Raw genomic sequence first — 25,138 nt, forward strand, 5'->3', positions numbered from 1 at the left:
ATCAGTAAAATGATTTTGATGCCCGGCTTTTTAATTTTTAATACATACAAGTGTAATAAATGCTTGGTATGAATATTATTTGGACACTTTTTACAGTGTTTTGATGCATTATTTATAATAACATTTTCTTTTCGTTAAGCATACTAAAAAAATACAAAGTAAGTTTTACCTTTGTACCCTGAAAAAACCGGCAGATTGGCTTATAAACAAAGTCGTTAGCCAATAGATTTTTACATTGATTAGTCTAAAACAAATATTTTATTAGACATCGCATTAATATAATTAAAGCACGGCCGTTTTCTTTTAGGGACGCCCGGAGAGCTTTTGATAATGAATAGTATGGGATATTTGGATCAGATTGATTTGTTAAGACTACCGAAGCATGTTGCCATAATCATGGACGGCAATGGCCGATGGGCAAAGGGAAGAGGCAAATTAAGAATGTTTGGCCATCATAACGGGGTAACATCCGTTAGGGATGTGGTTGAAGGCGCTGATAAATTAGGTATAAAATATATAACGTTATACACTTTTTCGTCCGAAAACTGGAACCGTCCGAAACTCGAGGTTATGGCTATTATGGAGCTCATGGTAAGTACTATCCATAAAGAAATAGCCGGTTTCATGAAAAATAACATCAAGCTAAATGCCATCGGCGATCTTGAAATGTTGCCGAACCGGTGTTACAAGGAACTTCACAGCGCTATAGAAACTACTGCAGGTAATACCGGCGTAGTGCTTACTCTTGCATTAAGTTATGGCTCACGCGGCGAAATTGTGCATGCCGCCAAAAGGATTGCTGCAAAAGTAAAGAGCGGCGAGCTTGACCTCGATGATGTTACCGAAGAAGTTTTTGAAAGAAATTTATTCACAAGCGATATGCCCGATCCTGAATTATTGATCAGAACAAGCGGCGAATATCGTATAAGTAATTATTTATTATGGCAAATTGCCTATGCTGAATTGTATTTTACGCCTAAATTATGGCCCGATTTCAGAAAGGAAGATTTGTACGAAGCTATACTTGATTACCAGAAAAGGGAGCGCCGTTTTGGTATGACAAGCGAGCAAGTTAACTAAATTTTTACTTTTAACACTTTTTAACAACTGTATAAATTATTTTTAGCCCACTAAAATATTCGAATGTATAAATTTCTTTTTGCTATTCTTCTCTCTGTTTTTGGTACTGTGGCTATGGCCCAGGTTTCCAATGTGCCGAGATCAACACTGACAAAATCAATACCGGCTGATAGTTTAAGTTATCTTAATCCCCGGGATTATATTATTGGAGGTATTTCTGTTAGTGGTGCAAAGTATCTGGATAAAGATATTTTGATACAGCTTTCGAAACTAACCAAAGGCGATCGTATCAACTTACCCGGCGAACGTAATGCCGAAGTTATAAAAACGCTATACTCACAGGGCTTATTTGATGATGTACAATTAAACATTACAAAAATTAACCAGGACACTATTTACCTGGAAATTGCTGTTTCTGAACGACCGCGGTTATCGCGCATGCACATAACGGGTATACGCAAGGGCGAAATTGAGGATGTTCAGAAAAAACTGAACGACAGGACAGGGAAAATCGTAAATGAAAATTTAATAAACACTACTACTGCTATTATTAAAAAGCATTTTGGCGAAAAAGGCTTTTTAAATACTACTGTTAAACTCACACAACGTAAAGATCCGGGTGATGCTAATAGCGTGATACTGGATGTGGCCATTGATAAAAAAACCAAAGTAAAAATAAACGAAGTGGTTTTTGAAGGGAACAAAGCCTTTAGCGACAAAAAGCTAAAGAAGTTTTTGAAAAAAACCCGCGAAAAGAAATGGTATAATTTATTTGGTTCTAAAAAATTCAAACAGGATAAATACGAAGAAGATAAACAAAGCCTGGTTGAATCAATGCAGGGCAAAGGATACCGTGATGCCGAAATTATTAGTGATTCGGTATGGAGCCATGATGCTACCACCGTTAATGTAAAAATTAAGGTATATGAGGGCCCTAAATACTATTTTGGCGATGTAAAATGGTCTGGCAATGCCAAATATTCGACAGATATATTAAACAGGATATTGCATATTAAAAAGGGTGATGTTTTTAGTGAAGATGAACTAAACAAAAGGCTGGTAGGGCCAACACCTAATAATGATGACGTATCATCACTTTATTTAAATGATGGCTACTTAACCTATACCGCAGATCCTGTGCAGGTAAAGGTATACAGCGATACCGTTGACCTGGATATACGAGTATATGAAGGCCCGCAGTACACCATAAACCGTGTAAGCTTAAAAGGTAACGACGTAACTAACGATAAAGTGGTTATGCGCGAAATACAAACCAAACCAGGCCAAAAATTCAATAAAGAGCTATTGATCCGCAGTTCACGCGAAATTGGCCAATTGGGTAACTTTGATGAACAAAAAACAGAGCCTAAACCGGTTAACATCAATCCGCAAGATGGAACGGTTGATTTGGTTTATAACGTCGTTGAAAAACCTTCAGATCAGATAGAATTGTCAGGTGGTTTCGGTGGCGGACAATTGGTAGGTACTTTAGGTCTTACCTTTAATAACTTCTCGTTAAGGAATATTTTCAACCTTAAAGCTTATAAACCACTTCCAAAAGGCGACGGACAAAAACTGAGCCTCAGGGGCCAGTCAAGCGGCAGAACCTACCAGAACTTCTCGTTCACTTTCTCTGAGCCGTGGTTGGGTGGTAAAAAGCCAATATACTTCGCGTTATCTGCTTATACACAAGGTAGTTCAACGGGGCAGTATTATCCTAAAACAAGCCCTTACTATAATAACCTGCGTATAAACGGTGTTGGTGTAACTTTGGGTAAACGTTTAAAATGGCCTGATAATTATTTCCAGTTAAACTACTCATTGAACGTTGATCATTATAATCTGGATAACTATACCGGTTACCTGTTTACCAATGGTACATCATATAATATCAAGTTGACCCAGGAATTGACCCGTAACTCTATTGATGCGCCAATTTTCCCAACGCAGGGTTCAAATATTAAATTCACCATACAGGCAACGCCACCATATTCGTTGTTTAACAATATCAATTACAAGATCGCTACTCCAGAAGAGCGTTATCACTTCGTAGAGTATTATAAATTTAAATATGATGCGCAGTGGTTCTCTAAACTGGTTGGTAAATTTGTGCTGATGTCGCAGGTAAGGTTTGGCTTCCTGGGCATGTATAATAAAGATGTAGGCCCATCTCCGTTTGAACGCTTTAAATTGGGTGGTGACGGTATGCAGAGCTATCAGTTTTTACAGGGTAGCGAAATCATCGGGTTAAGGGGTTATCAAAACTTCTCCATAGTGCCTGAAGGATCAACCGAAGATCAGAACACAAACACAGGTAGTACCATTTATAATAAATATACACTCGAGTTACGTCACCCGGTTATTGCGAGCCAGTCGGCAACTATATTCTTACTGGCCTTTGCCGAAGGTGGTAACGTTTGGAACAACTTTAGCCAGTTCAATCCGTTTAACGTAAGGCGTTCGGTAGGTGTTGGCGCGAGAATATTTTTACCTATATTTGGATTGCTTGGATTAGATTATGGCTACGGATTTGATAAAATACCAGGTCAGCCCGACGCAAATAGGGGGCAGTTCCATTTTACAATTTCTCAGAGTTTATCCGGCGGATTTAATTAATTTGCACTGCGGTATATGAAGAAGATAATTTTAATAGCGTTTTTAACGTTAACAGCAATTACAGGAGCTTACGCGCAACGTTTTGCTTACGTTGATTCGGAATATATATTAAAACATATGCCCGAATATGCTTCATCACAAAAGCAGCTGGCAGCATTATCTGATCAGTGGCAAAAGGAAGTAGACGGTAAATTCCAGGAGATTGACCGGCTGTACAAAGCATACCAGGCCGACCAGGTTTTAATGACGGCTGATATGAAAAAGCGCCGTGAGGCCGAAATTGTTGATAAAGAAAAGGCCGCCAAGGATTTTCAGCGTCAGAAATTCGGGCCCGATGGCGAACTTTCACAAAAGAGTAATTCTTTGATTAAACCAATCCAGGATCGTGTGTCTAAAGCAGTACAAGCAGTTGCCGAAGGCGATAACCTGGACATGATATTTGATAAAAACAGCGAAGTAATGATGCTGTATGCTAATCCACGCTATGATAAAAGCGCAGATGTTATAACACGTTTAGGGTTAAAACCCGGAGTATTTGCTAAATAAATTTTCGATTAAATAAAACAGACTATTATTAAACACAGGACAAGAAAAATGAAAAAACTATTTAAAGTTGCCTTAGTTGCAGTGGGTATTTTATTTGCGGGCAACTTTGCCAATGCGCAGACCAAAATTGGCCACATTAATTTCAATCAGTTGATTGATATGATGCCGGAAACTAAGACAGTAACCGCTCAGATGCAGGCTTATCAAAAAACTTTTATTGATCAGCTTACTACCATGAATAATGAGTATACTACAAAAGGTCAGGAGTTTCAAAAAAGCAGTGCTACCATGACCGATGCTATCCGTACTTCAAAAGGTCAGGAATTGCAGGATATACAAAAACGTATGCAGGATTATCAAAACAACGCACAGCAACAGGTTGACGCCAAAAGACAAGAATTAGGCAAACCACTTATTGATAAAGCTACGGCTGCTGTAAATGCCGTTGCTAAAGAAAAAGGCTATGCTTATGTATTAGATTCATCACAAGTTAGTTTGCTGGTATCTCCGGATGCTGACGACTTGATGGCAGCCGTAAAACTTAAATTAGGATTAAAATAATCAATTATTAGTCATTTATAAAAAGCGCCCTGTATTATACCGGGCGCTTTTTTTATTTTTGTGTATATGCATCAACCTATCGGTATTTTTGACTCGGGTTTCGGCGGTCTCACTGTTTTCAAATCAATTATAGAACAGCTTCCGGATTATGATTATATATACATAGGCGATAACGCACGCGCGCCTTACGGTAACCGCTCGTTCAATACTATTCATCAGTACACCTGGGAGTGTGTTCAATGGCTTTTTGAGCAGGGTTGCCCATTGGTTATACTCGCCTGTAATACCGCGTCGGCGAAAGCCCTGCGCACCATTCAGCAGCAAGACCTGAAAATAACCGACCCGGCAAAAAGAGTACTGGGTGTAATACGTTCCACAGCCGAGGTTATAGGCGATTATACAAAAACAAAGGAAATAGGGGTTCTGGGTACAAAAGGTACCGTACAGTCAGGTTCATATCTGATGGAAATACAGCATTTTTTTCCTGATATAAAAGTTTATCAGCAAGCCTGCCCGTTATGGGTACCACTTATTGAAAACGGAGAATATAATCAACCTGGCGCCGATTATTTTGTGAAATTATACCTGGATCAGGTTATGGAGCAATCACCCAATATTGATACCATATTACTTGCATGTACGCATTATCCTCTGATACAGGAAAAAATAGAAGCTAACCTCCCTGCACATGTTAAGGTTGTGGCGCAAGGCGACATTGTGGCCAAAAGTCTTGTCGATTACCTGCAGCGACATCCAGAAATGGAAACAAAACTGAGCAAAAACGGTACCAGCGAGTTTTACACCACAACTGATGATACAGCCGATTTTGATCATCACGCCTCCATGTTTTTTTCTGCACCTGTAAAATCAACCTTCATATCGGCCAATGACCTGGTGAAGTGCTGAGAGGTAGCATCCCAATTTTGTCTGAACCATGATTAAACAGATTTTCGGATTTATAGAGTTTTTATCTTCTGACTGAAAATTTAAATCATGGAAATCCTTTAATCCCATAAATCTGGGTTCAGACAAATATTTACCCACAATTCCCACCAACTTAATATAACTTACCGCCCCAAAAATATTGTAACATTTAGTAAGTTTGCAGTTAAAGCAAACGGGCCCTTGAATTCTTATATTATATATTTTGTTGTAGCTGTTGGGTTGTTTAGTTTTTCGGCCTTTTTTGCGCTGTTTGGTGTTTATGCCGAGCGTAAAATTTCAGCATTTATTCAAGACAGGCTTGGCCCTACCGAAACGGGTAAGTTTGGTTCGCTACAAACCCTGGCCGATATATTGAAGATGATCCAGAAAGAGCTGATCATACCGGCAGCTGCTGATAAATGGCTGTTTATGCTGGCTCCGGCGGTAATTTTTATTGCCGTTTATATGGGCTTTGCCGCCCTGCCCTGGGCGCCGGGCCTTATCCCCTCAAAAATAAACCTGGGTATATACTATATTTTTGCTATCATATCTGTAGAAACCCTCGGCATCCTGATGGCGGGCTGGGGATCTAATAATAAATATTCTATTTTAGGCGCAATGCGCTCCGCAGCACAGATCATTTCGTATGAGATACCCGCCGGTTTTGCTATTATATCCGTAGTAATGATAGCTCAAACGCTCGATTTGCAGCAGGTAGCCGTGCAACAAGGTGTTTTAGCCGGGGAGAAAATAAAGTTTGCCGGTTTTTGGGATGTATCATCAATAGGTGGTTTTTTTAGCTGGAACATATTCCGGGCGCCGCACCTGATCATCGCGTTTGTTATTTATTTCATCGCCTCACTGGCCGAAAGTAACAGGGCTCCGTTTGATATACCCGAAGCAGAATCCGAACTGGTAGCAGGTTTCCATACCGAATTTACAGGCATCAGGTTCGCGCTGGTATTTTTGGCCGAATATTCCATGATGTTCCTGGTATCTATGATAGGGGTGATTTTGTTTTTAGGTGCCTGGAATACACCACTGCCTAATATAGGATCAGTACATTTGGCTACCTGGACAACTGGCATGGCCTGGGGTATTTTATGGGTAAGCCTTAAGACACTTGCATTGGTTGGCGTACAAATGTGGATCAGGTGGACATTACCCCGTTTTCGGGTTGACCAGCTCATGAACCTTTGCTGGAAAGTATTAACCCCGATGGCATTTTTATGCATGCTGATATCGGGCGCGTGGCGGCTGTGGCTGATGTGATTTTGGAGAGCAAGACGAAGGACTGAAGGATAAAAGATAGAGTTAAGAGAAAAGTATCAAGATATAAGACAAGAAAAATAAAATAGATAATCGTGGTAATCCCTGAATCCCACAAATCGTGGTTCAGACAAAAAATCAACATAATCGAACAAATCAACGGTCAATGTTTAAAAGAGTAATTAGCGGCTTCACTACTGCATGGAAAGGTTTAACCCTTACCGTGAAGCATCTGTTTGCATCAAACGCTGACCGGAAGATTATTACTGTGAGCGACAGCAATTACTTTAAACAACTGGAAGGCACCAATACTATACAATATCCCAAACAAGAGCTACCTGTGCCCGAAGTGGGCCGTTATCAACTGGATGTGGAAATGGATGATTGCATAGTATGCGATTTGTGTGCCAAAGTATGTCCGGTTAATTGTATTGATATTGAATCGATAAAAGCTACGGAAGCCATTGGGCAAACATCCGATGGTACAACCAAGCGTTTATATGCTGCTAAGTTTGATATTGATATGGCCAAGTGTATGTATTGCGGCTTGTGTACCATTGTGTGCCCTACGGAATGCATCACCATGACTAACCAGTATGATAAAACGGTGTTTCAATTAAGCGATCTTACTTACCAGTTTTCAGATATGTCGCCCGAAGACGCTGCTGAAAAACGCGCACTATTTGATAAACAGCAAGCCGAAAAACAGGCGGCTAAGCTGGCGGCCATGCAAAAGAAGGAGGGAGGAGCATGACTTTGATCCGGATACTCTTTTATTTCCTGAGCCTTATTGCCATTGCCTCGGCTTTATACGCGGCTGCCAGCAAGAACCTGGTGCGAAGTATATTTGTATTTTTTATAACTCTTTTTTCATTAGCTGGATTATATGTGCTGGCCTTGGCCGATTTTGTGGCCGTAACCCAGGTAGTGATATACGTAGGGGGCATATTAGTACTCATCCTTTTTGCTTTTATGTTATCGGGTAAAGAAACATTGAATGTTTTACAAAAGCAGGAAGGGAGGTTCTTAAGCATTAATAAATTACCTGCCTTACTGTTAGCCGGATTATTCTTCATTGTACTGATCAATGTAGTTTTTAAAGCCGATGCAGATAACCTACAATGGGTTAAAGAATCTATCAGTCTTAAAAATGAGATAACTCCGAATGTTGTCATGATTGATAACATCGGTGTTAATTTAATGACCCGCTATCTGCTGCCTTTTGAGGCAATATCTGTTTTATTATTGATGGCATTGGTTGGGGCGGCCCACCTGTCGCGCAAGGAGGGCAAGGTATGATATCACTAACCGATTTTCTGATAGTAAGCGTGGCGCTCTTTTGTATCGGTTTGTACATGATTGTAACAAAACGCAACGCCATACAAATACTGATAGGCATTGAACTGATATTGAATGCTGCCATTTTAAACCTGGTGGCCTTTGGAAAATACGATAAGGCAAACAACAGCGGACAAATCTTTGCACTGTTTGCCATTGTACTGGCCGCGGCCACAACAGCTGTAGCACTGGCCATTATACTGAATGTTTACAGGAGGTATAAAACCATTGATCCGAATGATATTAATAAGCTCAGGGATTGAGGATGAAAAAGCTGGTTCTTATATGTTGCTGGGTTTGCGCCTTTAATTATGTGTCTGCACAGACAATTGATACTTTAAAAAAGGTTGCTGATTTAGAATCAGCTGTTGGTGAAAATGCTGTTTATGTTATAGATGGGAAGATATCTGATAAAAAAATAGATGGGCTCGATCCTAATGACATCCTTAATATAGACATTTTAAAAAAAGATACAACCTCAACGTTTGAGGGTGTTGCAAGACATAATACAGTTATAATTACAACCAAAGGTTTTGCCATTTTTCAATATCAGAAAAAGTTAAAATCTTTTTCCGATGAGTATAAAAATTATCTAAAATCAAACAAGGGAAATGATTCTAAATTAGTCTACCTTTTTGATGGCAGGCCGTTGGATGAAGACGATGATAAAAAGATTAAATTTTTATATGATATTCCTCAAGACAAAATACAAAAAGTAATTTTTGAAAATGTGCTTTATAAAAATATGCTTAATAATAAAAACCAAATTTTAATTATTATCACCAAATAAATTGGAAGACTTTTTACATTCCATACAAAACTTAAACTACACGATTGGAGCGGTTGCTTTACCGTTGCTGGCTGCTTTAATAAACTATTGCCTGCCGGTAAAAAGCAAGGCGGCGGGCTGGGTGTCGACAATTGCTATATTATTGAGTTGTATTCTATCGGCCAAAGTATTTGCCGGAGTGTGGAATAATCACCCGGTACATGCGCAACACATCTGGTTTACCATTGGCAAAACCGAGGTTTTTGCGGGTATATTGCTGAATAACCTTTCGGTATTAATGTTATTATTAGTGTCGGTTATTGCCTTACCGGTGCATATATATTCTACAGCCTACATGAAGCACGATGTTAGGTACAGCCGATATTTTACCTATCTCAGTTTCTTTTGTTTCAGTATGCTGGCTTTGGTTGTTGTGGATAGCATGGTGCTGTTCTACGCATGCTGGGAACTGGTTGGCTTTTCGTCATACTTGCTTATTGGTTTTTGGTTCACCCGTAATAAGGCTGTGCAGGCAAACAAAAAGGCCTTTATCATGAACCGTATTGGTGATATTGGTTTGCTTACGGCAATTATTATCTTGTTTGCACAGTATCACACGTTTGATATTACTGAGCTATTTGGTGATAAGGGATTGATAACACAGTCGGTAGTAAAAGATGGTTTGTGGATTGCCCCTACTGGGCAAATACCTGCGCTTTGGCAATATATAGCCTGCGGAGGTGTCTTTTTAGCCGTTGCGGCCAAATCGGCACAATTTCCTTTACATACCTGGCTTCCCGATGCTATGGAAGGGCCCACTTCGGTATCGGCACTCATTCACGCTGCAACCATGGTAGCGGCCGGTGTATTTTTATTGGGTAGGGTTTATCCAATGTTCACTGAAACGGAATTAACAGTGCTGGCGGTTATCGGATGCTTAACGGCATTCATGGCTGCCACTATCGCCCTCACGCAAAATGATCTGAAACGCATCCTGGCTTATTCTACCATATCGCAGTTGGGCTTTATGATATTGGCAATGGGAGTGGGCGCCTATGCCTCGTCGCTGTTCCATCTGGCTACACACGCGTTTTTTAAATGTTTGCTGTTTTTAATAGCGGGTATCGTGATCCACGAAATGCAGCACATTAAGGAGGATAACAACCTTAATATCGATCCGCAGGATATTTCAAACATGGGCGGGCTGCGCAAAAAATTGCCACTTACTTTTATTGCTGTTATAATTGGCAGTTTGGCGCTTGTTGGTTTGCCGCTTACCTCGGGCTACCTGTCAAAAGATGGCATCCTGATACAAGCATTTGAATGGAGCGGGCATCATAACGCGTGGTTTAAAACAGTGCCTTTACTGGCTTTGTTTACCAGCTGGCTTACCGCTTTTTATGTAGCCAGGCTGGTTGTTAAAGTTTTCTTTGGCGAGTTCAGGCTGTTGAAAAGCAATCCCGATATTAAATTGCACATTACAGATGGGGACTGGCAATATAAATTGCCTTTGATATTATTAGCAGCCTGCAGTTTGTTCCCTTTGTTTTCGCTGCATCCTTTTTCGTATGAACATGCCTGGTTATTTAATGGTTTAAAATCTACCCTGGCTATGGAATCAGAAAGTATATATCATACGGTGGTACCTGTAGCGGTGAATATTATAAGTTTGTTTGTGCTTTATGCTGCTTATATCATTTATGTAAAGCCAAATCGTTTCTCTTTCCCCCAAACCGGGTTTTTTTATCGGTTGTCATACAATCAATGGTACATTGATACTCTTTACAAACGTGTTATCGTGAAGCCGTTGGTAAGATTTGGAAGTACCTGTTTTTGGGTCGACCGCCGTGTTATTGATGGTTTTTTACATCTGGTTACACGTATAAGCGGTTATACGGCCAAATTTGCCTCCTGGTCAGATCAACATATTGTTGACGGCTTTTTGCATTTTTTGGCTTCAATAGTACAAAGTATTGGCAATTTTGCACGTAAATTTCAAAGCGGTAAAGTACAATACTACTTATTTAGTATGCTTGTGATTGTGCTGGCCCTGTTTATTTTAAAAATACTGATCTGAACCTGATGAATATATTAACCTTACTCTTACTCATACCTGTACTGTTTGGCATTATCATCATGCTGCTGCCATCGTCATTGCGCGGCAGTTTTAAATATCTTACGCTGCTGGCTACATTGATACAACTGGGTATCAGTGTATGGATGTATCTGCATTTTAAAACAGGGGCAGCTTATGGAGGCATTAATCACGAAGAGCAGTACCAGTTTGTACAAAAGCTCCCCTGGATTTCGCTTAACTTGGGCAGCATGGGCAAAATGCAGATAGACTATTTTGTAGGGATTGATGGGATGTCTATCACCCTGCTGGTCATGACATCGCTGGTAATGGTTATCGCGGCCCTTTCGTCATGGGAAATTAAGAGTAACCTTAAAGGTTTCTTCCTGCTGTTTTTGTTGTTAAATATGGCAGTGATCGGTGTTTTCTGCGCATTGGACTTCTTCCTGTTCTACCTGTTTTATGAGTTGATGTTATTGCCTTTATATTTCCTGATAGGTATGTGGGGCGGAGCGCGAAGGGAATACGCGGCAATCAAGTTTTTCCTGTATACGTTGTTTGGGTCGGTGTTTATGCTGCTGGTGATGGTAGGTTTATATCTTTCCGTTACCGACCCTGTTACGGGTAACCATACGTTTAACATAGTGCAAATGATGAACCCTGCTAACTACAATGCGCAATCTGTATTTGCCGTTGCGGGGCATCAAACCTTGTTGGGCATGCCTGCCAGAACGGTTGGTTTTGTGGTATTGTTTATTGCTTTTGCTATTAAGGTACCCGTGGTACCGCTGCACACCTGGCTGCCCGATGCGCACGTTGAAGCACCAACACCGGTATCTATCATACTGGCTGGTATCCTGCTCAAAATAGGTGGTTATGGTATTATACGTATTTGTTTAGGTATTTTCCCGGATGTTGCCACTACCGGTGCTTTCTGGTTAGGTTTGTTAGGGGTTATTTCCATTTTATACGGCGCGTTCAACGCCTTGGCCCAGCGCGATTTGAAACGGATGATCGCTTATTCTTCCGTGTCGCACATGGGGTTTGTGCTGTTGGGTATCGCGTCACAAACTGCCGAGGGCGTCAGCGGCGCGGTAATGCAAATGGTGAGTCACGGGTTTTTATCAACCATGCTGTTCTTTTTGGTTGGGGTATTGTACAATCGGGTACACGACAGGGGTATTAACCACTTCAGAGGACTGGGTAACCTGATGCCAAAATATACTGCCTTTGTAATGATAGCGTTTTTTGCGTCACTTGGATTGCCTGGCTTTTCGGCATTTGTGGCCGAAGCATTTTCGCTAACCGGCGCATTTAAATCGCCAACGGTAAATGGCTTGTTACCTTATTGGATGGCTGTTTGCGGTGCGGTGGGTATTTTGCTAAGCGCAGCCTATTTTTTATGGACGCTGCAGCGCATGTTTTTCGGTACAGAGTCGCTAAAAGGGGGCGCTGTTTGGAAAATCGCTTTGACCGACCTCAATCTGCGCGAGAAACTTACGCTGGCACCGCTGGCTATAATTGCCCTGGCATTAGGTATTATGCCATCGCTGGTTTTTGATAAAATCAATGATTCGGTACTCATGCTCATCCAGTTTTTACAGCTTAAATAAAAAATAGTGTTTCAACATAAATACGTTTATGGAAAAGTGCATACCAGTGCATCTTTAATTTACTCATCCTCCGGTTTAGGGCATGGCATGAGTGAACTAACAAATGGTATGTATTTAACTGAAAGTATTATGTTCAAAAAATTATCAACAGCCGCTATTTTTCTCTTTATCGCAATTGTATCAAAAGCCAATGAAGATCAAAAAATTGCTACAAAAGTTCAAAAAATAACTGTGTTTTTAACTGGTGCGCAGGTAACCCGAACTGCAATGGTTAATATTAATGCAGGCACATCTACATTGGTGTTCAGTAATCTTTCACCGGAGATGGATGTACAAAGTCTGCAGGTGAGTGCTGGAGGAGAGTTTACTATACTTTCGGTAAAGCAGGAGCTTGATTTTTTAAATGAGGAACTTAAACAAAAGCTGTTGCTTGACCTGCAGGCGCAGCAAAAACAAATAAGAGATAAAATAACGCTGCAGAGTAACTTGCTTTCTGTTTATCAGGAGGAGGTTAATATGTTGGGTAAAAACCAGGTGGTAACCGGTGAAAATGCCAGTTTAGATATTTTAAAACTGAAACAAGCGCTTGATTTTCAAACCACACGTTTAACAGAAATTAAAAAAAAACAGCAAGCTATAAATGATCAGATAACTGATTTAAACAGAGAGCTGCAAAAATATGATCAGCAAATAGCCAATGTTACTAAAGGTAACAGCAAAGCGACCAGTAATGTGTTGGTCACGGTTTCTTCAAAAAGTTCGCTGCAATCAACATTTACCTTAAATTATGTAGTGCGCAATGCGGGTTGGTATCCAACTTATGATATCCGGGCAAAAAATGTAAACAGCCCCATCAGTATTACCTATAAAGCTAATGTATCACAACAGAGTGGCGAGGATTGGAGAAATATAAAAGTTACCTTATCAACCGGCAATCCTGCTATTAGTGGTAACAAGCCTGAGGTTACACCAAACTACCTTAATTTAGGTATGTATTACTCTGGAGCGGCAAGTTCAATTACTAAAGTTAATGGAACTATTTTTGGTACTGATGATGGTAAGGTTTTACCTGGTGTGAGCATTAGGGTAAAAGGAACGCCTATAGGTACGGTTACAGATGCTGAAGGTAAATACAACATACAGGTGCCAGCAGGTAACCCAATTCTGGTGTATAATTACATCGGTTATGATACAGAGGAAAGACCAGTAAATGCCCCGGTAATAAACTTAGGCCTTAAACCTGTTGCCAACCAACTGAGTGAAGTAGTAGTAACCGGTTATGGCAGTTCATTGGAAGGGCGAGCTGCAGGAGTAGCCGTTATTGGTGCAAACGATAAAATTAGAATACGTGGTGCAGCCAGTATTCAATCTATCCCAATTGAGGTTAAGCCGATAGAAAACCAAACCAATGTAGAGTTCAATATCAGCAATCCTTATTCGGTACCAAGCGATGGTAAGCAATACGCTATGGAAATTGGTCAGTTTGATCTGAATGCCAGTTATCAGTATTATGTAGCGCCAAAGCTGAGCACAGATGTATTTTTAACAGCACAATTAACCAATTGGAATAAATACAACTTTTTGTCGGGAGAGGCTAACCTGTTTTTTGAAGATACATTTATTGGTAAATCGCTTATTAATACACAGGCTACTGCCGATACACTAAATTTATCGTTAGGCACCGATAAGAACATCGTAGTGACCCGTACCCTGCAAAAGGATTTGACCGAACGCCAAAACTTCGGATCTAATAAAAAAGAAACCCGTAATTGGCTTATTGATATAAAAAACAGGAAAAATCAGCCAGTGAATCTGCTTGTTGAAGATCAGATACCTGTTTCACAAAATTCGGCAATAGGGGTTGACACGCAGGAAATATCCGGTGCAAAACTGGACGTGTTAACTGGCAAGGTTTCATGGAATTTACTGCTAAATTCGCAGGATGATAAAAAGGTACTGTTAAAGTACATGGTTAAATATCCTAAAAATCAATCTGTAATAGTTCAATAAAAATAAATGCACGATCTGCTACCCCAAATATCTAGTCAGTTATCTAATGTTCTCGACAGCATAGCCTATTTTATGCCCGAAGTTAATTTGGGCCTCTTGTTCATTATGGTATTGGTGACCGACCTGATATTTGGAAAGCGCTCTGCAGGCTTATGCCGTACCATATCCTGTGCAGGTTTGGTATTGGTTATGTTTAAAGATTTGCAGCAGGTAGCTTTGGTGGCAGATGGGCAGCACTTTATATTCAGCAATATGCTGCTGCTGAGCCGCAGCGGTATATGTTTTAAACTGATCATTGATCTACTATCATTTATCTTGCTGTTGTATTTTGCGTGGGATAATAAACTCAAAGGGCATCCCAAGGGATTATCCGATCTTTATTCCATTTCCATAGCATCCGTATTTGGCTTGCATTTAATGGTCATGGCAGTAAATCTGCTTTCTATTTATCTGGCCATTGAAATGGTTTCTATTGCTTCGTATCTCATGGTTGCCTATCGTACGGAAAATGCTTTCAGTACCGAAGCCGGATTAAAGTACGTGCTATTTGGTGCGGCGTCGTCGGCTATTATGCTGTATGGCATCTCATTATTGTATGGCTTTAGCGGCTCGCTGGATGTGGTCTTTCAGAATAGCATTATACAGCTTTCAAAAGTTAATCCTGTCAGCTCATCATTCGCGGTAATATTAGTCTTAATAGGCATAGGATTTAAATTATCATTTGTACCGGTTCATTTTTGGGTGCCCGATGTTTACCAGGGTGCAAGTACTCCTATAACCGCTTATTTATCAACTGTACCCAAAATAGCTGCCTTTGCATTAATAATTAACTTTTTGCCGCCTTTTATACTTACCAGTTATTGGAAGGGGTTTGACATAGGCATCGCTTTATCCATTGCCGGTATTGTAACCATGATAACAGGTAATTTCGCGGCGGTAATGCAAACCAATATTAAGCGGATGCTCGCGTACTCCAGTATCGGTCATACCGGTTTCGCGCTCATGGCAGTGGTAGTTTTAACCTTACAAGGTGTTTCGGCGCTAACCTATTATTTATTAGTATATGCGCTGGCCAATATCGGAGCACTGGCATTGGCTAACTATTTTACCAATGAAACCGGTGCCGAAGAAGCGGAAGATTACCGTGGACTTGGTCTTAAATACCCCGCTGCTTCGGTTTGTTTTGTAATTGTTCTAATATCATTAACCGGTTTGCCAGTAACAGCAGGATTTACCGGCAAATTATTTGTTTTTTCGGCGGTTTACGGTATTTATCAGCAAACACATAGCATTTGGTTAATGCTTTTAATGGCTACCGGTGCATTAACTACAGTGGTTTCTTTGTTTTATTATATCAAGATCCCGTTAAATTTATTTCTGAAAAGAAAAGAAATGCCAGAAATTACCAGTATAAAATCAGCGAATTTGCTAATTTTATCAATAGTTATAAGTTTTGTGCTCATTTTGCTAGGTATTTTCCCTGATTTTGTTCTTCGGTATCTCTAATTTTACCATTTTCGTAATTTTTTAACATAAACGTAATATTCTTCGTTTTTTTGTGATTAAAATCATACTTTCAGGCCGTTTTTAAAGCAATTCTAATATATTCAATGAAACGGTATTTCCCCTTTTTAGTAATTCTTATAATTCTTGCATTAACTTTTGCTTTTCCGTCGGTAGAATTTAAAAATTCCGGCCATCCCAATTTTAACACTGGCGATATAGCCTGGATGCTGATGTCGACGGCGCTGGTTTTGATCATGACGCCTGGTTTGGCCTTTTTTTACGGCGGGATGGTTAACAAAAAGAACGTTATATCAACCATGCTGCAAAGTATCGTGTGTATGGTGATAATTACTGTGATGTGGGGCATATTTGGGTTTAGCCTGGCTTTTGGCGATACCTTTTATGGCATTATAGGTAACCCGTCGACTTACTTTATGATGAAGGGTATGCTGGGCAATGCTACCTGGAAAGCGGCGCCAACCATACCGTTGTTATTATTTGCCATGTATCAGCTTAAATTCGCCATTATTACCCCGGCGTTGATTACGGGTGCTTTTGCAGAGCGTATCAGGTTTAACTCCTATATTATATTCCTTTGCCTGTTCTCGATATTTATATTTTCGCCCTTGGCGCATTGCACCTGGCACCCTGATGGCATACTGGCCAAATTAGGTGTGCTTGATTTTGCAGGCGGTACGGTAGTGCATATGTCGGCCGGATGGGCTGCACTTGCTTCGGCATTATATTTAAAACGCCGTAACGAGGCTAACCATTCCCCCGCACGTATCACTTATGTGATGATCGGTACTGGGCTTTTATGGTTCGGTTGGTTTGGGTTCAACGCCGGTTCGGCATTTGGTGCAAACGCGCTGGCAGTTACAGCGCTGGCTACCAGCACAACAGCATCAGCAGCGGGTGGTATTACCTGGATATTTTTTGATATGCTGCGCGGTCGCAAGCCATCGGCAATGGGTACCTGTATAGGTGCTGTGGTTGGTTTGGTTGCTATAACACCGGCAGCTGGTTTTGTTACTGTACCGCATTCATTGGCCATAGGTATTATATCGGCAGTAATCAGCAACCTGGTAGTTGAATGGCGCACCCGTACCTCTATTGATGATACGCTTGATGTATTCCCTTGTCATGGTGTTGGGGGTATGGTAGGTATGCTGCTTACCGGCGTGTTTGCCAATCAGCATGTAAATGCGGGCAATGTTACCGGTAACGGCTTATTCTTTGGCGAAACGCATTTGTTCTTTGTTCAGGCCATAGCGCTTGTAGGAGTATCTATATTTTCCTTTTTTGGCTCTTTGTTGTTGTTGAAAATTACAGATATGATATCACCGCTGAGGGTTTCGGCAGCAGATGAAGTATTGGGTCTGGATATCAGTCAGCACGGCGAAAAATTATAATTTATTGAATTTCAAACCAATTAACATACCTGAAAGTCCGGCTGTAAAAAGCCGGATTTTTTTAGTTAAACCCGCAACCATAATTTATGTCAAACTATTTATTTGAGTTACAGGCACCAGTGATAAAAATGGATATTTTCGCAGACAATCAATTAAACATCTTTAATCCAGCCCGGCAAAACTTGCTGCCGTTTGATGGAGAAGTGTTTTTATACCCTAATTTTTATCAGGAAGATGGGGCGTATGATCTGTTTGATTCACTTAAACACTCTATACTCTGGAAGCAGGATAAAATGAAAATTTATGGAAAGTCGGTTAATTTTCCGCGTTTAACTTCCTGGTATGCCGAAGGCGATAAAACTTACACCTACTCAGGTGTGGTTAATACCCCTTTGCCTTTTACACCCTTACTGTTAAAAATAAAACAAGCGGCTGAAGCACAGTGTGGCAAGCAGTTTAACTCAGCACTCCTTAATTATTATCGTGATGGCAGTGACAGCATGGGTTGGCACAGCGATGATGAAAAAGAATTAAGCGGCAACCCGGTTATCGCCTCCGCTTCATTTGGTGCTACCCGCGTGTTTCAGTTTAAGCATAAACAACAAAAAAAAGCCAAAGTATCTGTAGCGCTTGGCAATGGCAGCCTGCTAATTATGCAGGGACAAACGCAGCATCACTGGTTGCATCAGGTACCCAAAACCGCTCAGGAACAGGGCCCTCGTATTAATATTACATTCAGGGATATCAAATATTAATTGGCCGGCAAGTTCTAACTCGGCATCTTTCTGTTTGATTTTACTGGCTTTCTTTTTACATTGTAGTATGTGATGATAAATCTATAGCCTGCCATGAAAAAGTCTGTATTCCTTATTGCCTTCCTGGTATTGTTTTCAAGCGCTGGTGCGCAAACAAATATTCCCGCCGATAGCGGTGCTTTTCTTTTGCACAAGTTTGAACAGCAGATAGGTAAAGAAACCTATGTTGTGCATAAATATAAAGACGCGATTCATTACACCATCGATTTTAAGTTTGTTGACAGAGGTTCGCCGGTGCCGTTAAAGGCAGAGCTAAAGGTAAATCCGGTTGGCGACCCATTGGAGCTTACCATTAAAGGGAGCACCTCCCGGTTTTCAAAGGTTGACGACAAGGTTACCATACGCGGTAAGGAAGTATCGGTTAGGGTTAATGATTCATCCTACACACAAAAAGTACAGCCTTTAAGTTTCCCGGTAGCCGGGTATTCGCCCGGGACAGTACAGCAAGCTTTGATTCAGTACTGGAGAAAGCATGGTGAACCGGTAAATATTCATACCCTGCCATTTGGCGCTGTGCAAATAAAAAAGGGCGGTACAGATCAGTTGAGTTTTAATGGTAAGCCGATAACGCTGGAAAGATTTACTATTAGCGGATTGGTTTGGGGTAACGAATTGATATGGACCGATAGCAAAGGAAACCTTGTATGCCTCATCACCAACGATGCCGAAGGGGATAAGCTGGAAATGACGCGGGAACCTTACGAGACATTATTACCTGAACTGATTAGCAAGGCTGCTGTTTATGGTATGCGATTATTTGCAGAAGCTACCGCCAAAACTGGTGCAGCAGATGAAGTAATTGCTATAACTGGCGGTACATTGTTGGATGTGGTTACCGGCACAAGCATTCCGGACGCGATTGTATTGATCAGTAATGGTACCATAACCAAAATTGGTAAAAAAGGTTTGGTAGCCGTTCCGGCAGGCGCAAAAGTGATTAGTGCTAAAGGCAAAACTATTTTACCCGGTTTGTGGGACATGCACTCGCATTTTGAGCAAGCCGAGTGGGGGCCTGCCTACCTGGCTGCCGGTGTTACTACAGTTAGAGATTGCGGCAATGAGTTTGGTTATATTAATGCCATAAAAAATGCAATTGACAGCGGCAAAGGTGTTGGCCCCAATATATTAAAGGCTGGTATTATTGATGGCAAGGGCACCCGAGCTTTAGGAATTATACAGGCTGATACCAAAGAGGAAGCTATAAAGGCAGTTGATCGTTATAAGGAGAATGGCTTTGCGCAGATAAAAATATACAGTTCGGCAAAACCAGCTATTGTTAAGGCTATATGTGTTGAGGCGCATCGCCTTGGCCTCACTGTAACCGGGCACATACCCGAAGGAATGACCCTACAGCAGGGCGTTGACTCAGGCATGAACATGGTGAACCACATGCAGTATGTTTATGCCATTATGAAAAAAAATTCCGATCGCTCCGTTAATTTTGATGATCCGCAAAGCGTGGCCGCTATTGATTTTATTAAACAGCGCAACGTGGTTATTGATCCAACTATAGGTGTTTATGAGCTGGCGTTTCGTAATGTAAAGGATGACATAACACAACTTGAGCCGGCATTTTACAGTCTGCCAACGCCTTTGCAAACATTATTTAAAAACATGGGTAGCGAGCCGGAAAGTGCCGCTAAATTTAAGATCATGTATGAAAGTATGCAGCAGGCTGTAAAGAAACTTTATGATGTGGGCGTGCCTGTTGTGGCTGGTACAGATATGGGTTTCCCCGGTTACAGCCTTGACCGTGAGCTGGAATTGTATGTGGCCGCGGGGTTAACACCGGCGCAAGCGTTAAAAACGGCTACTATTATACCTGCTACCGTTATGAAGATTGATAAACAATATGGATCTGTTGAAGCCGGCAAGCGGGCCGATCTGATCATTATAGATGGTGACCCGATAAAAGATATTCGTGATATTCGTAAGGTTTCGCTTGTGATAAAAGACGGAATAATTTATGACCCGATAAAACTGCATCAGATGGTTGGGTTTAAAAATTAAGATAGAATAAATAGGTTTGTGTATAAAAAATTAACATAACGGTAACTTATCCACAAACTACCATATTATGACAATTGATTTTACGAAGAGTTCATTATAAAATGATACCTTTGCAGCCTCATTCCAAATCATGAGCGATCAGATTAAACATGAATGCGGTGTGGCATTTATCCGCCTCTTAAAGCCACTGTCTTATTATCAGAAAAAGTACGGAACAGCTCTGTACGGCCTGAACAAGCTTTATCTTTTGATGGAAAAACAACATAACCGGGGCCAGGATGGCGCTGGGGTTGCTACCATTAAACTGGATATTGAGCCTGGCAAGCGGTACATTAGCAGGCACCGGTCAATGGCATCAAATGCCGTAGCTGATATTTTTGAATACATTCAGAAAAAGTTTGCTGATATTCAAAAAGAAACTCCCGAAAAACTGGCCGATACCGAATGGTTGAAGGAAAACGTAAGTTTTACGGGCGAGGTTTTGCTGGGGCACCTGCGTTACGGTACCCACGGTAAAAATAGCATTGAAAGCTGCCATCCGTTTTTGAGGCAAAACAACTGGATGACCCGTAACCTGGTTATTGCCGGCAACTTTAACATGACCAATGTTGATGAACTGCTGCAGCAACTGTATGATCTGGGCCAGCATCCTAAAGAAAAAGCCGATACCATTACTGTTCTTGAGAAAATAGGCCACTTTCTGGATACAGAGAATCAGGGCTTGTTTGATCAGTACAAACGCGAAGGACTGGATGATAACATGGAGATCAGTAAGCTGATAGCCAATGATATGGACGTAGCCAAAATTCTTCGTAAATCGGCCAAGAACTGGGATGGCGGTTATACCATCGCGGGTATAATTGGTCACGGCGACGCATTTGTAATGCGCGACCCGGTAGGTATCAGGCCAGCATACTATTATTATAATGACGAAATAGTTGTAGCTGCGTCTGAGCGCCCCGCTATTCAAACCGCTTTTAACGTTCCTATTGAAGATATTAAAGAGATACGTCCCGGCCACGCTTTAATTGTTAAAAAGAATGGAAAAATAACTGAGGATATGTTTAGCGAACCTTTGGAGAAAAAATCCTGCTCGTTTGAGCGGATCTATTTTTCAAGGGGAAGTGACGCATCTATATATCGTGAACGCAAGCAATTAGGCAGGCTGCTTTGCCCGCAAATATTGAACTCGGTTGATCATGATATAAAAAACACGGTATTTTCATATATCCCAAATACCGCCGAAGTAGCATTTTACGGCATGGTAGAAGGCATACATAAATATGTAAAAAAGTACCAGCGTGATAAGCTGCTGAACCGTGAGGATAAGATAAGCGAGGAAGAATTAACAGAAGTATTACAGCTTGCACCTCGTGTTGAAAAGATAGCCATTAAGGATGTAAAGCTGCGTACTTTTATTACCCAGGATGCCGACCGCAGCGAAATGGTAGCTCACGTATATGATACCACTTACGGGCTTATTAAAAGGAACACCGATACACTGGTTGTGCTTGATGATTCTATTGTGCGTGGTACTACATTAAAGCAAAGTATCCTGAAAATACTGGACAGGCTGGGCCCTAAAAAGGTTGTGGTAGTTTCATCGGCTCCGCAGATCCGTTATCCGGATTGTTACGGCATCGACATGTCACGTATGGGTGAGTTTGTTGCCTTTGAGGCGGCTATCAGCCTGTTGAAAGAAATGGACAGGGAAGATATCATCCTGGATGTTTACCAGAAATGTAAGGATAGCGCCAAACTTCCAAAAGAAGAAGTAGAGAACTATGTAAAAGATATTTACTCGTTGTTTACCGATCAGCAGATCTCAGATCGTATAGCACAGATCATTACTCCGAAAGATATAAAATGTAAAGTTGAGGTTTTATACCAGACTTTAGATAATCTGCATATTGCCTGCCCTGATCATACCGGCGACTGGTATTTCAGCGGTGATTATCCAACCCCGGGTGGAAACAAGGTGGTTAACCGCGCCTTTGTAAATTGGATGGAAGGTAAAAACCAAAGGGCCTATATGTAATTCTATTCAGAATAATAAGTAATACATGGATATAAAAGGTGGTGAATCAAGGTTCATCACCTTTTTTGTTATTAAGTTGTCATTCTGAGTGATTAAATCCTTGGCCTCTGAAGGAGAAATGACATAGCTTTGCTGAGCCGTGCAGTGTGTCCGATCAAGTTATAGTGCTTATTGCCTGTTGCTGAGTATGGTTCTGAAGTATAGAGTCTGAAGGTATGGTACGATCCTTACAAGAGTGATTTGTCCGATGGGTAGCCTGTCTTTTCTTTAAACTCCTTCGGGCACGGCTTCTTAAAAAAGGATATAAGGATGGAAAAGATGCATTTTCATGCAGCGGGCATAGATATAGGCGCCCGTAAGCTATTCGTGGGGCTTGAAGGTCAGCCGGTTCGTTCGTTTGAAACTTTCACCAGTGATCTGGAATCACTTAAGCATTATTTATTGGAGCATAAAGTAAGTACGGTAGCCATGGAAGCGACAGGAGTTTACTGGTATGTGCTTTATGATATTCTTTTGGATGCGGGATTAGATGTGTGGCTTGTTGACGGTCGGCAGACACGGCAGTTACCAGGCAGAAAAACAGATGTAAAGGATTGCCAGTGGATACAGCAGTTGCATAGCTATGGTTTACTGAACCGCTGTTATGTTTCAGAGGGGCATATCAAAGAATTGCGTAGTTATCAGCGTCTTCGGGAGGATCACCTTCGGAGTGCGGCCATGCATGTTCAACACATGCAGAAGGCACTGATAGAAATGAATATCCGTTTGCCGGAGGTATTAAGCCAGGTCCATGGAGTAAGCGGCATGGCGTTGATCGATGCGATACTGCAGGGTGAGCGTGATCCTGCTAAGTTGTTTTCACTGTGCCATAAAAAGATCAGGGAGAATAAAGGAGAAGAACTATTGAAGGCCTTGCAGGGCCATTATACAGCCCAGGGGCTTTTTGCCTTGGGTCAGGCCTATAAGGGCTATGGTTTTTATCAGGGTCAGATACAGGAATGCGACAGTCAGATTGATAGTGTTTTACAGCGGATCAACAGGGACAAGAGCCTACCGCCGGGAATAAGCGGCGGGAAACGCAAAGCGATCCGTCACAACAAACCTAATATCGATAATCTGGGGGATCACTTGTTGAAGATATTTGATGGTAAAGACGCGACCAAACTCCCGGGTATTACAGATTACAACTGGTTACAGTTATACACAGAGGTAGGTTCGGATCTTAGCCGATGGCCAAGTGAAAAACATTTCACCAGTTGGCTTGGTTTATCGCCGGGGCATGACCGTTCAGGAAAGAAAAACAAAAGTAAAAGCAAGGGTAAGCCGACCGTTGGGCAAATATTCAAACAGATGGCCCATGGATTATTGAACAGCAAGTATATCGGCTGGGGTTCATTTGCAAGAAGGTTAAGGGGTAGAAAAGGCCCCGCGATAGCTATTAAAGCTACAGCCAGAAAACTGGCTGCTCAATACTGGCGTTTAATCGTAAAAGGCGCCGACTTTGTAGAGAAGGGCCTTCACTCGTATGAGAACATTCTTAAAGAACAGAAACAAAGGCGATTAGAAAGACTTGCCCTTGAATTAAATATGGAACTTGTGCCTGCTTAAATTATTATGTCATGGGTAGCGCAGCGAAGAATCTATTTTTGAACTTTACACATCTTAGAATAGATCCTTCGTTTCTCAGGACGACATTTAATTTGGAAAAACTACGATGATCTTTGTATGGACTAATTAATCGCTGGTGCCGAAAATACGAAATGGGTAACCAGCTTATCAACCAGTATTAAGGAAGCTATTATAAGAGCAATGCCGGCAACTTCGTTGAGGCGGTGTACCAGCTTAACCGATATTTTGTCACGTAGTTTATTGGCGTAGAAGGCTTTGGTGGTATCCATGCCAAATTGAACAATTAATACAGTGGCAAACATCACAGCAATTTTAAAAGAGCGGTGTGCAACGCCTTCGTGAAATACGGTGCTGGCGGTACCGATAACTGTTATCCAATGAAAAAGAAGGGTAGGGTTAAAAATGCACATTAAAAAACCCTTCAAAAAGTAACCCGCCCGGTTAATGCCCGATGGTACTTTATTTTCGTAATTAACTTCGCCCTTTTTAAACAGGTAGCGTACACCCACGCTAAATAGTATGATACTGCCGATTACGCCGGCCACGGTTTTTGCGTGATTGGAAATGTCAAAATACTGCGAACCAAATAGTATGGCGCCTACAAAAACCACGTCGCTGCAAACCACACCAAGAGCAAGGGCAACGCCCGCATGGAAGCCTTTCTCAATGCTGGTTTTAATAAGAGCGAAAAAGACCGGGCCGGTCAGAAACGTCAACACTAATCCAATTCCTATACCCGAAATAATAGCTTCTATCATTAGTAAGGCTTATGTTCCATATTTTGAACCATGCGAATATGCAATTTTATCTCTTAAACAACGAAACTTAAAATTGTGATTTATTTAATTTGAAAAAGTATAACAACATTTACGAAAAATGGATTATGTTTAGTGATTCAAAACATAATACTGCATAACCAAATCAAGAA

20 protein-coding genes are annotated in these 25,138 nt (G+C 41.2%); 19 read left to right on the forward strand and 1 reads right to left on the reverse strand.

The features are described from left to right. Positions 1 to 339: 339 nt before the first annotated feature. The 19 genes from SNE25_RS10335 (at position 340) to SNE25_RS10425 (ending at position 24,189) form a co-directional block, all read left to right on the forward strand. The gene (locus tag SNE25_RS10335) at positions 340 to 1,080 is read left to right on the forward strand and encodes an isoprenyl transferase (RefSeq protein ID WP_321566219.1); all 741 of its coding nucleotides are present in this window, start codon (positions 340 to 342) and stop codon (positions 1,078 to 1,080) included. 63 nt (positions 1,081 to 1,143) lie between these two features. Next, positions 1,144 to 3,696 (forward strand): outer membrane protein assembly factor BamA, encoded by a 2,553-nt coding sequence (bamA, locus tag SNE25_RS10340; protein WP_321565020.1) that lies wholly within the window; start codon positions 1,144 to 1,146, stop codon positions 3,694 to 3,696. Between the two features lie 15 nt (positions 3,697 to 3,711). Next, a complete protein-coding gene (locus tag SNE25_RS10345) occupies positions 3,712 to 4,242 on the forward strand; it encodes an OmpH family outer membrane protein (RefSeq protein WP_321565021.1) in 531 nt (176 codons plus the stop codon). A 48-nt stretch (positions 4,243 to 4,290) separates the two neighbouring features. Next, on the forward strand, positions 4,291 to 4,803 hold the full coding sequence (locus tag SNE25_RS10350; protein ID WP_321565022.1) for an OmpH family outer membrane protein: 513 nt from the start codon (positions 4,291 to 4,293) through the stop codon (positions 4,801 to 4,803). Between the two features lie 66 nt (positions 4,804 to 4,869). Next, a complete protein-coding gene (gene murI, locus SNE25_RS10355; RefSeq protein ID WP_321565023.1) occupies positions 4,870 to 5,709 on the forward strand; it encodes a glutamate racemase in 840 nt (279 codons plus the stop codon). 219 nt (positions 5,710 to 5,928) lie between these two features. Then, entirely contained in the window at positions 5,929 to 6,999 is a 1,071-nt protein-coding gene (locus tag SNE25_RS10360) for a complex I subunit 1/NuoH family protein (protein ID WP_321565024.1), read from the forward strand. A gap of 163 nt (positions 7,000 to 7,162) precedes the next feature. Next, on the forward strand, positions 7,163 to 7,750 hold the full coding sequence (locus SNE25_RS10365) for a 4Fe-4S binding protein (RefSeq protein WP_321565025.1): 588 nt from the start codon (positions 7,163 to 7,165) through the stop codon (positions 7,748 to 7,750). Further along, positions 7,747 to 8,295, forward strand: coding sequence for an NADH-quinone oxidoreductase subunit J family protein (locus SNE25_RS10370; protein WP_321565026.1), 549 nt, complete (start codon positions 7,747 to 7,749; stop codon positions 8,293 to 8,295). Before SNE25_RS10365 ends, SNE25_RS10370 begins: the two co-directional genes overlap by 4 nt. Next, the gene (gene nuoK / locus SNE25_RS10375; protein ID WP_321565027.1) at positions 8,292 to 8,597 is read left to right on the forward strand and encodes an NADH-quinone oxidoreductase subunit NuoK; all 306 of its coding nucleotides are present in this window, start codon (positions 8,292 to 8,294) and stop codon (positions 8,595 to 8,597) included. Before SNE25_RS10370 ends, nuoK begins: the two co-directional genes overlap by 4 nt. A 2-nt stretch (positions 8,598 to 8,599) precedes the next feature. After that, a complete protein-coding gene (locus SNE25_RS10380; protein ID WP_321565028.1) occupies positions 8,600 to 9,124 on the forward strand; it encodes a hypothetical protein in 525 nt (174 codons plus the stop codon). 1 nt (position 9,125) lies between these two features. Next, positions 9,126 to 11,180: an NADH-quinone oxidoreductase subunit L gene (gene nuoL, locus SNE25_RS10385; protein ID WP_321565029.1), complete on the forward strand. Its 2,055-nt coding sequence runs from the start codon at positions 9,126 to 9,128 to the stop codon at positions 11,178 to 11,180. A 5-nt stretch (positions 11,181 to 11,185) separates the two neighbouring features. After that, positions 11,186 to 12,790 carry a complex I subunit 4 family protein gene (locus SNE25_RS10390; RefSeq protein ID WP_321565030.1) on the forward strand — a complete coding sequence of 535 codons (1,605 nt, stop codon included), beginning with the start codon at positions 11,186 to 11,188 and terminating at the stop codon, positions 12,788 to 12,790. A 129-nt stretch (positions 12,791 to 12,919) separates the two neighbouring features. Beyond that, a complete protein-coding gene (locus SNE25_RS10395; protein ID WP_321565031.1) occupies positions 12,920 to 14,800 on the forward strand; it encodes a mucoidy inhibitor MuiA family protein in 1,881 nt (626 codons plus the stop codon). 6 nt (positions 14,801 to 14,806) lie between these two features. Next, positions 14,807 to 16,306 carry an NADH-quinone oxidoreductase subunit N gene (locus SNE25_RS10400; protein WP_321565032.1) on the forward strand — a complete coding sequence of 500 codons (1,500 nt, stop codon included), beginning with the start codon at positions 14,807 to 14,809 and terminating at the stop codon, positions 16,304 to 16,306. Between the two features lie 104 nt (positions 16,307 to 16,410). Beyond that, the gene (locus tag SNE25_RS10405) at positions 16,411 to 17,718 is read left to right on the forward strand and encodes an ammonium transporter (RefSeq protein WP_321565033.1); all 1,308 of its coding nucleotides are present in this window, start codon (positions 16,411 to 16,413) and stop codon (positions 17,716 to 17,718) included. Between the two features lie 86 nt (positions 17,719 to 17,804). Beyond that, a complete protein-coding gene (locus SNE25_RS10410) occupies positions 17,805 to 18,473 on the forward strand; it encodes an alpha-ketoglutarate-dependent dioxygenase AlkB family protein (protein WP_321565034.1) in 669 nt (222 codons plus the stop codon). Between the two features lie 93 nt (positions 18,474 to 18,566). Beyond that, entirely contained in the window at positions 18,567 to 20,543 is a 1,977-nt protein-coding gene (locus tag SNE25_RS10415; RefSeq protein ID WP_321565035.1) for an amidohydrolase family protein, read from the forward strand. 130 nt (positions 20,544 to 20,673) lie between these two features. Next, positions 20,674 to 22,581, forward strand: coding sequence for an amidophosphoribosyltransferase (locus tag SNE25_RS10420; RefSeq protein ID WP_321565036.1), 1,908 nt, complete (start codon positions 20,674 to 20,676; stop codon positions 22,579 to 22,581). 309 nt (positions 22,582 to 22,890) lie between these two features. Continuing rightward, positions 22,891 to 24,189 (forward strand): IS110 family RNA-guided transposase, encoded by a 1,299-nt coding sequence (locus SNE25_RS10425; RefSeq protein WP_321564469.1) that lies wholly within the window; start codon positions 22,891 to 22,893, stop codon positions 24,187 to 24,189. Positions 24,190 to 24,311: 122 nt separating this feature from the next. Here the strand turns inward: SNE25_RS10425 and SNE25_RS10430 are convergent, their stop codons facing one another. After that, positions 24,312 to 24,968 carry a LysE family translocator gene (locus SNE25_RS10430; protein ID WP_321565037.1) on the reverse strand — a complete coding sequence of 219 codons (657 nt, stop codon included), beginning with the start codon at positions 24,966 to 24,968 and terminating at the stop codon, positions 24,312 to 24,314. Between the last annotated feature and the right edge of the window lie 170 nt (positions 24,969 to 25,138).

The organism is Mucilaginibacter sabulilitoris (assembly GCF_034262375.1).
Classification (GTDB): Bacteria; Bacteroidota; Bacteroidia; order Sphingobacteriales; family Sphingobacteriaceae; genus Mucilaginibacter; species Mucilaginibacter sabulilitoris.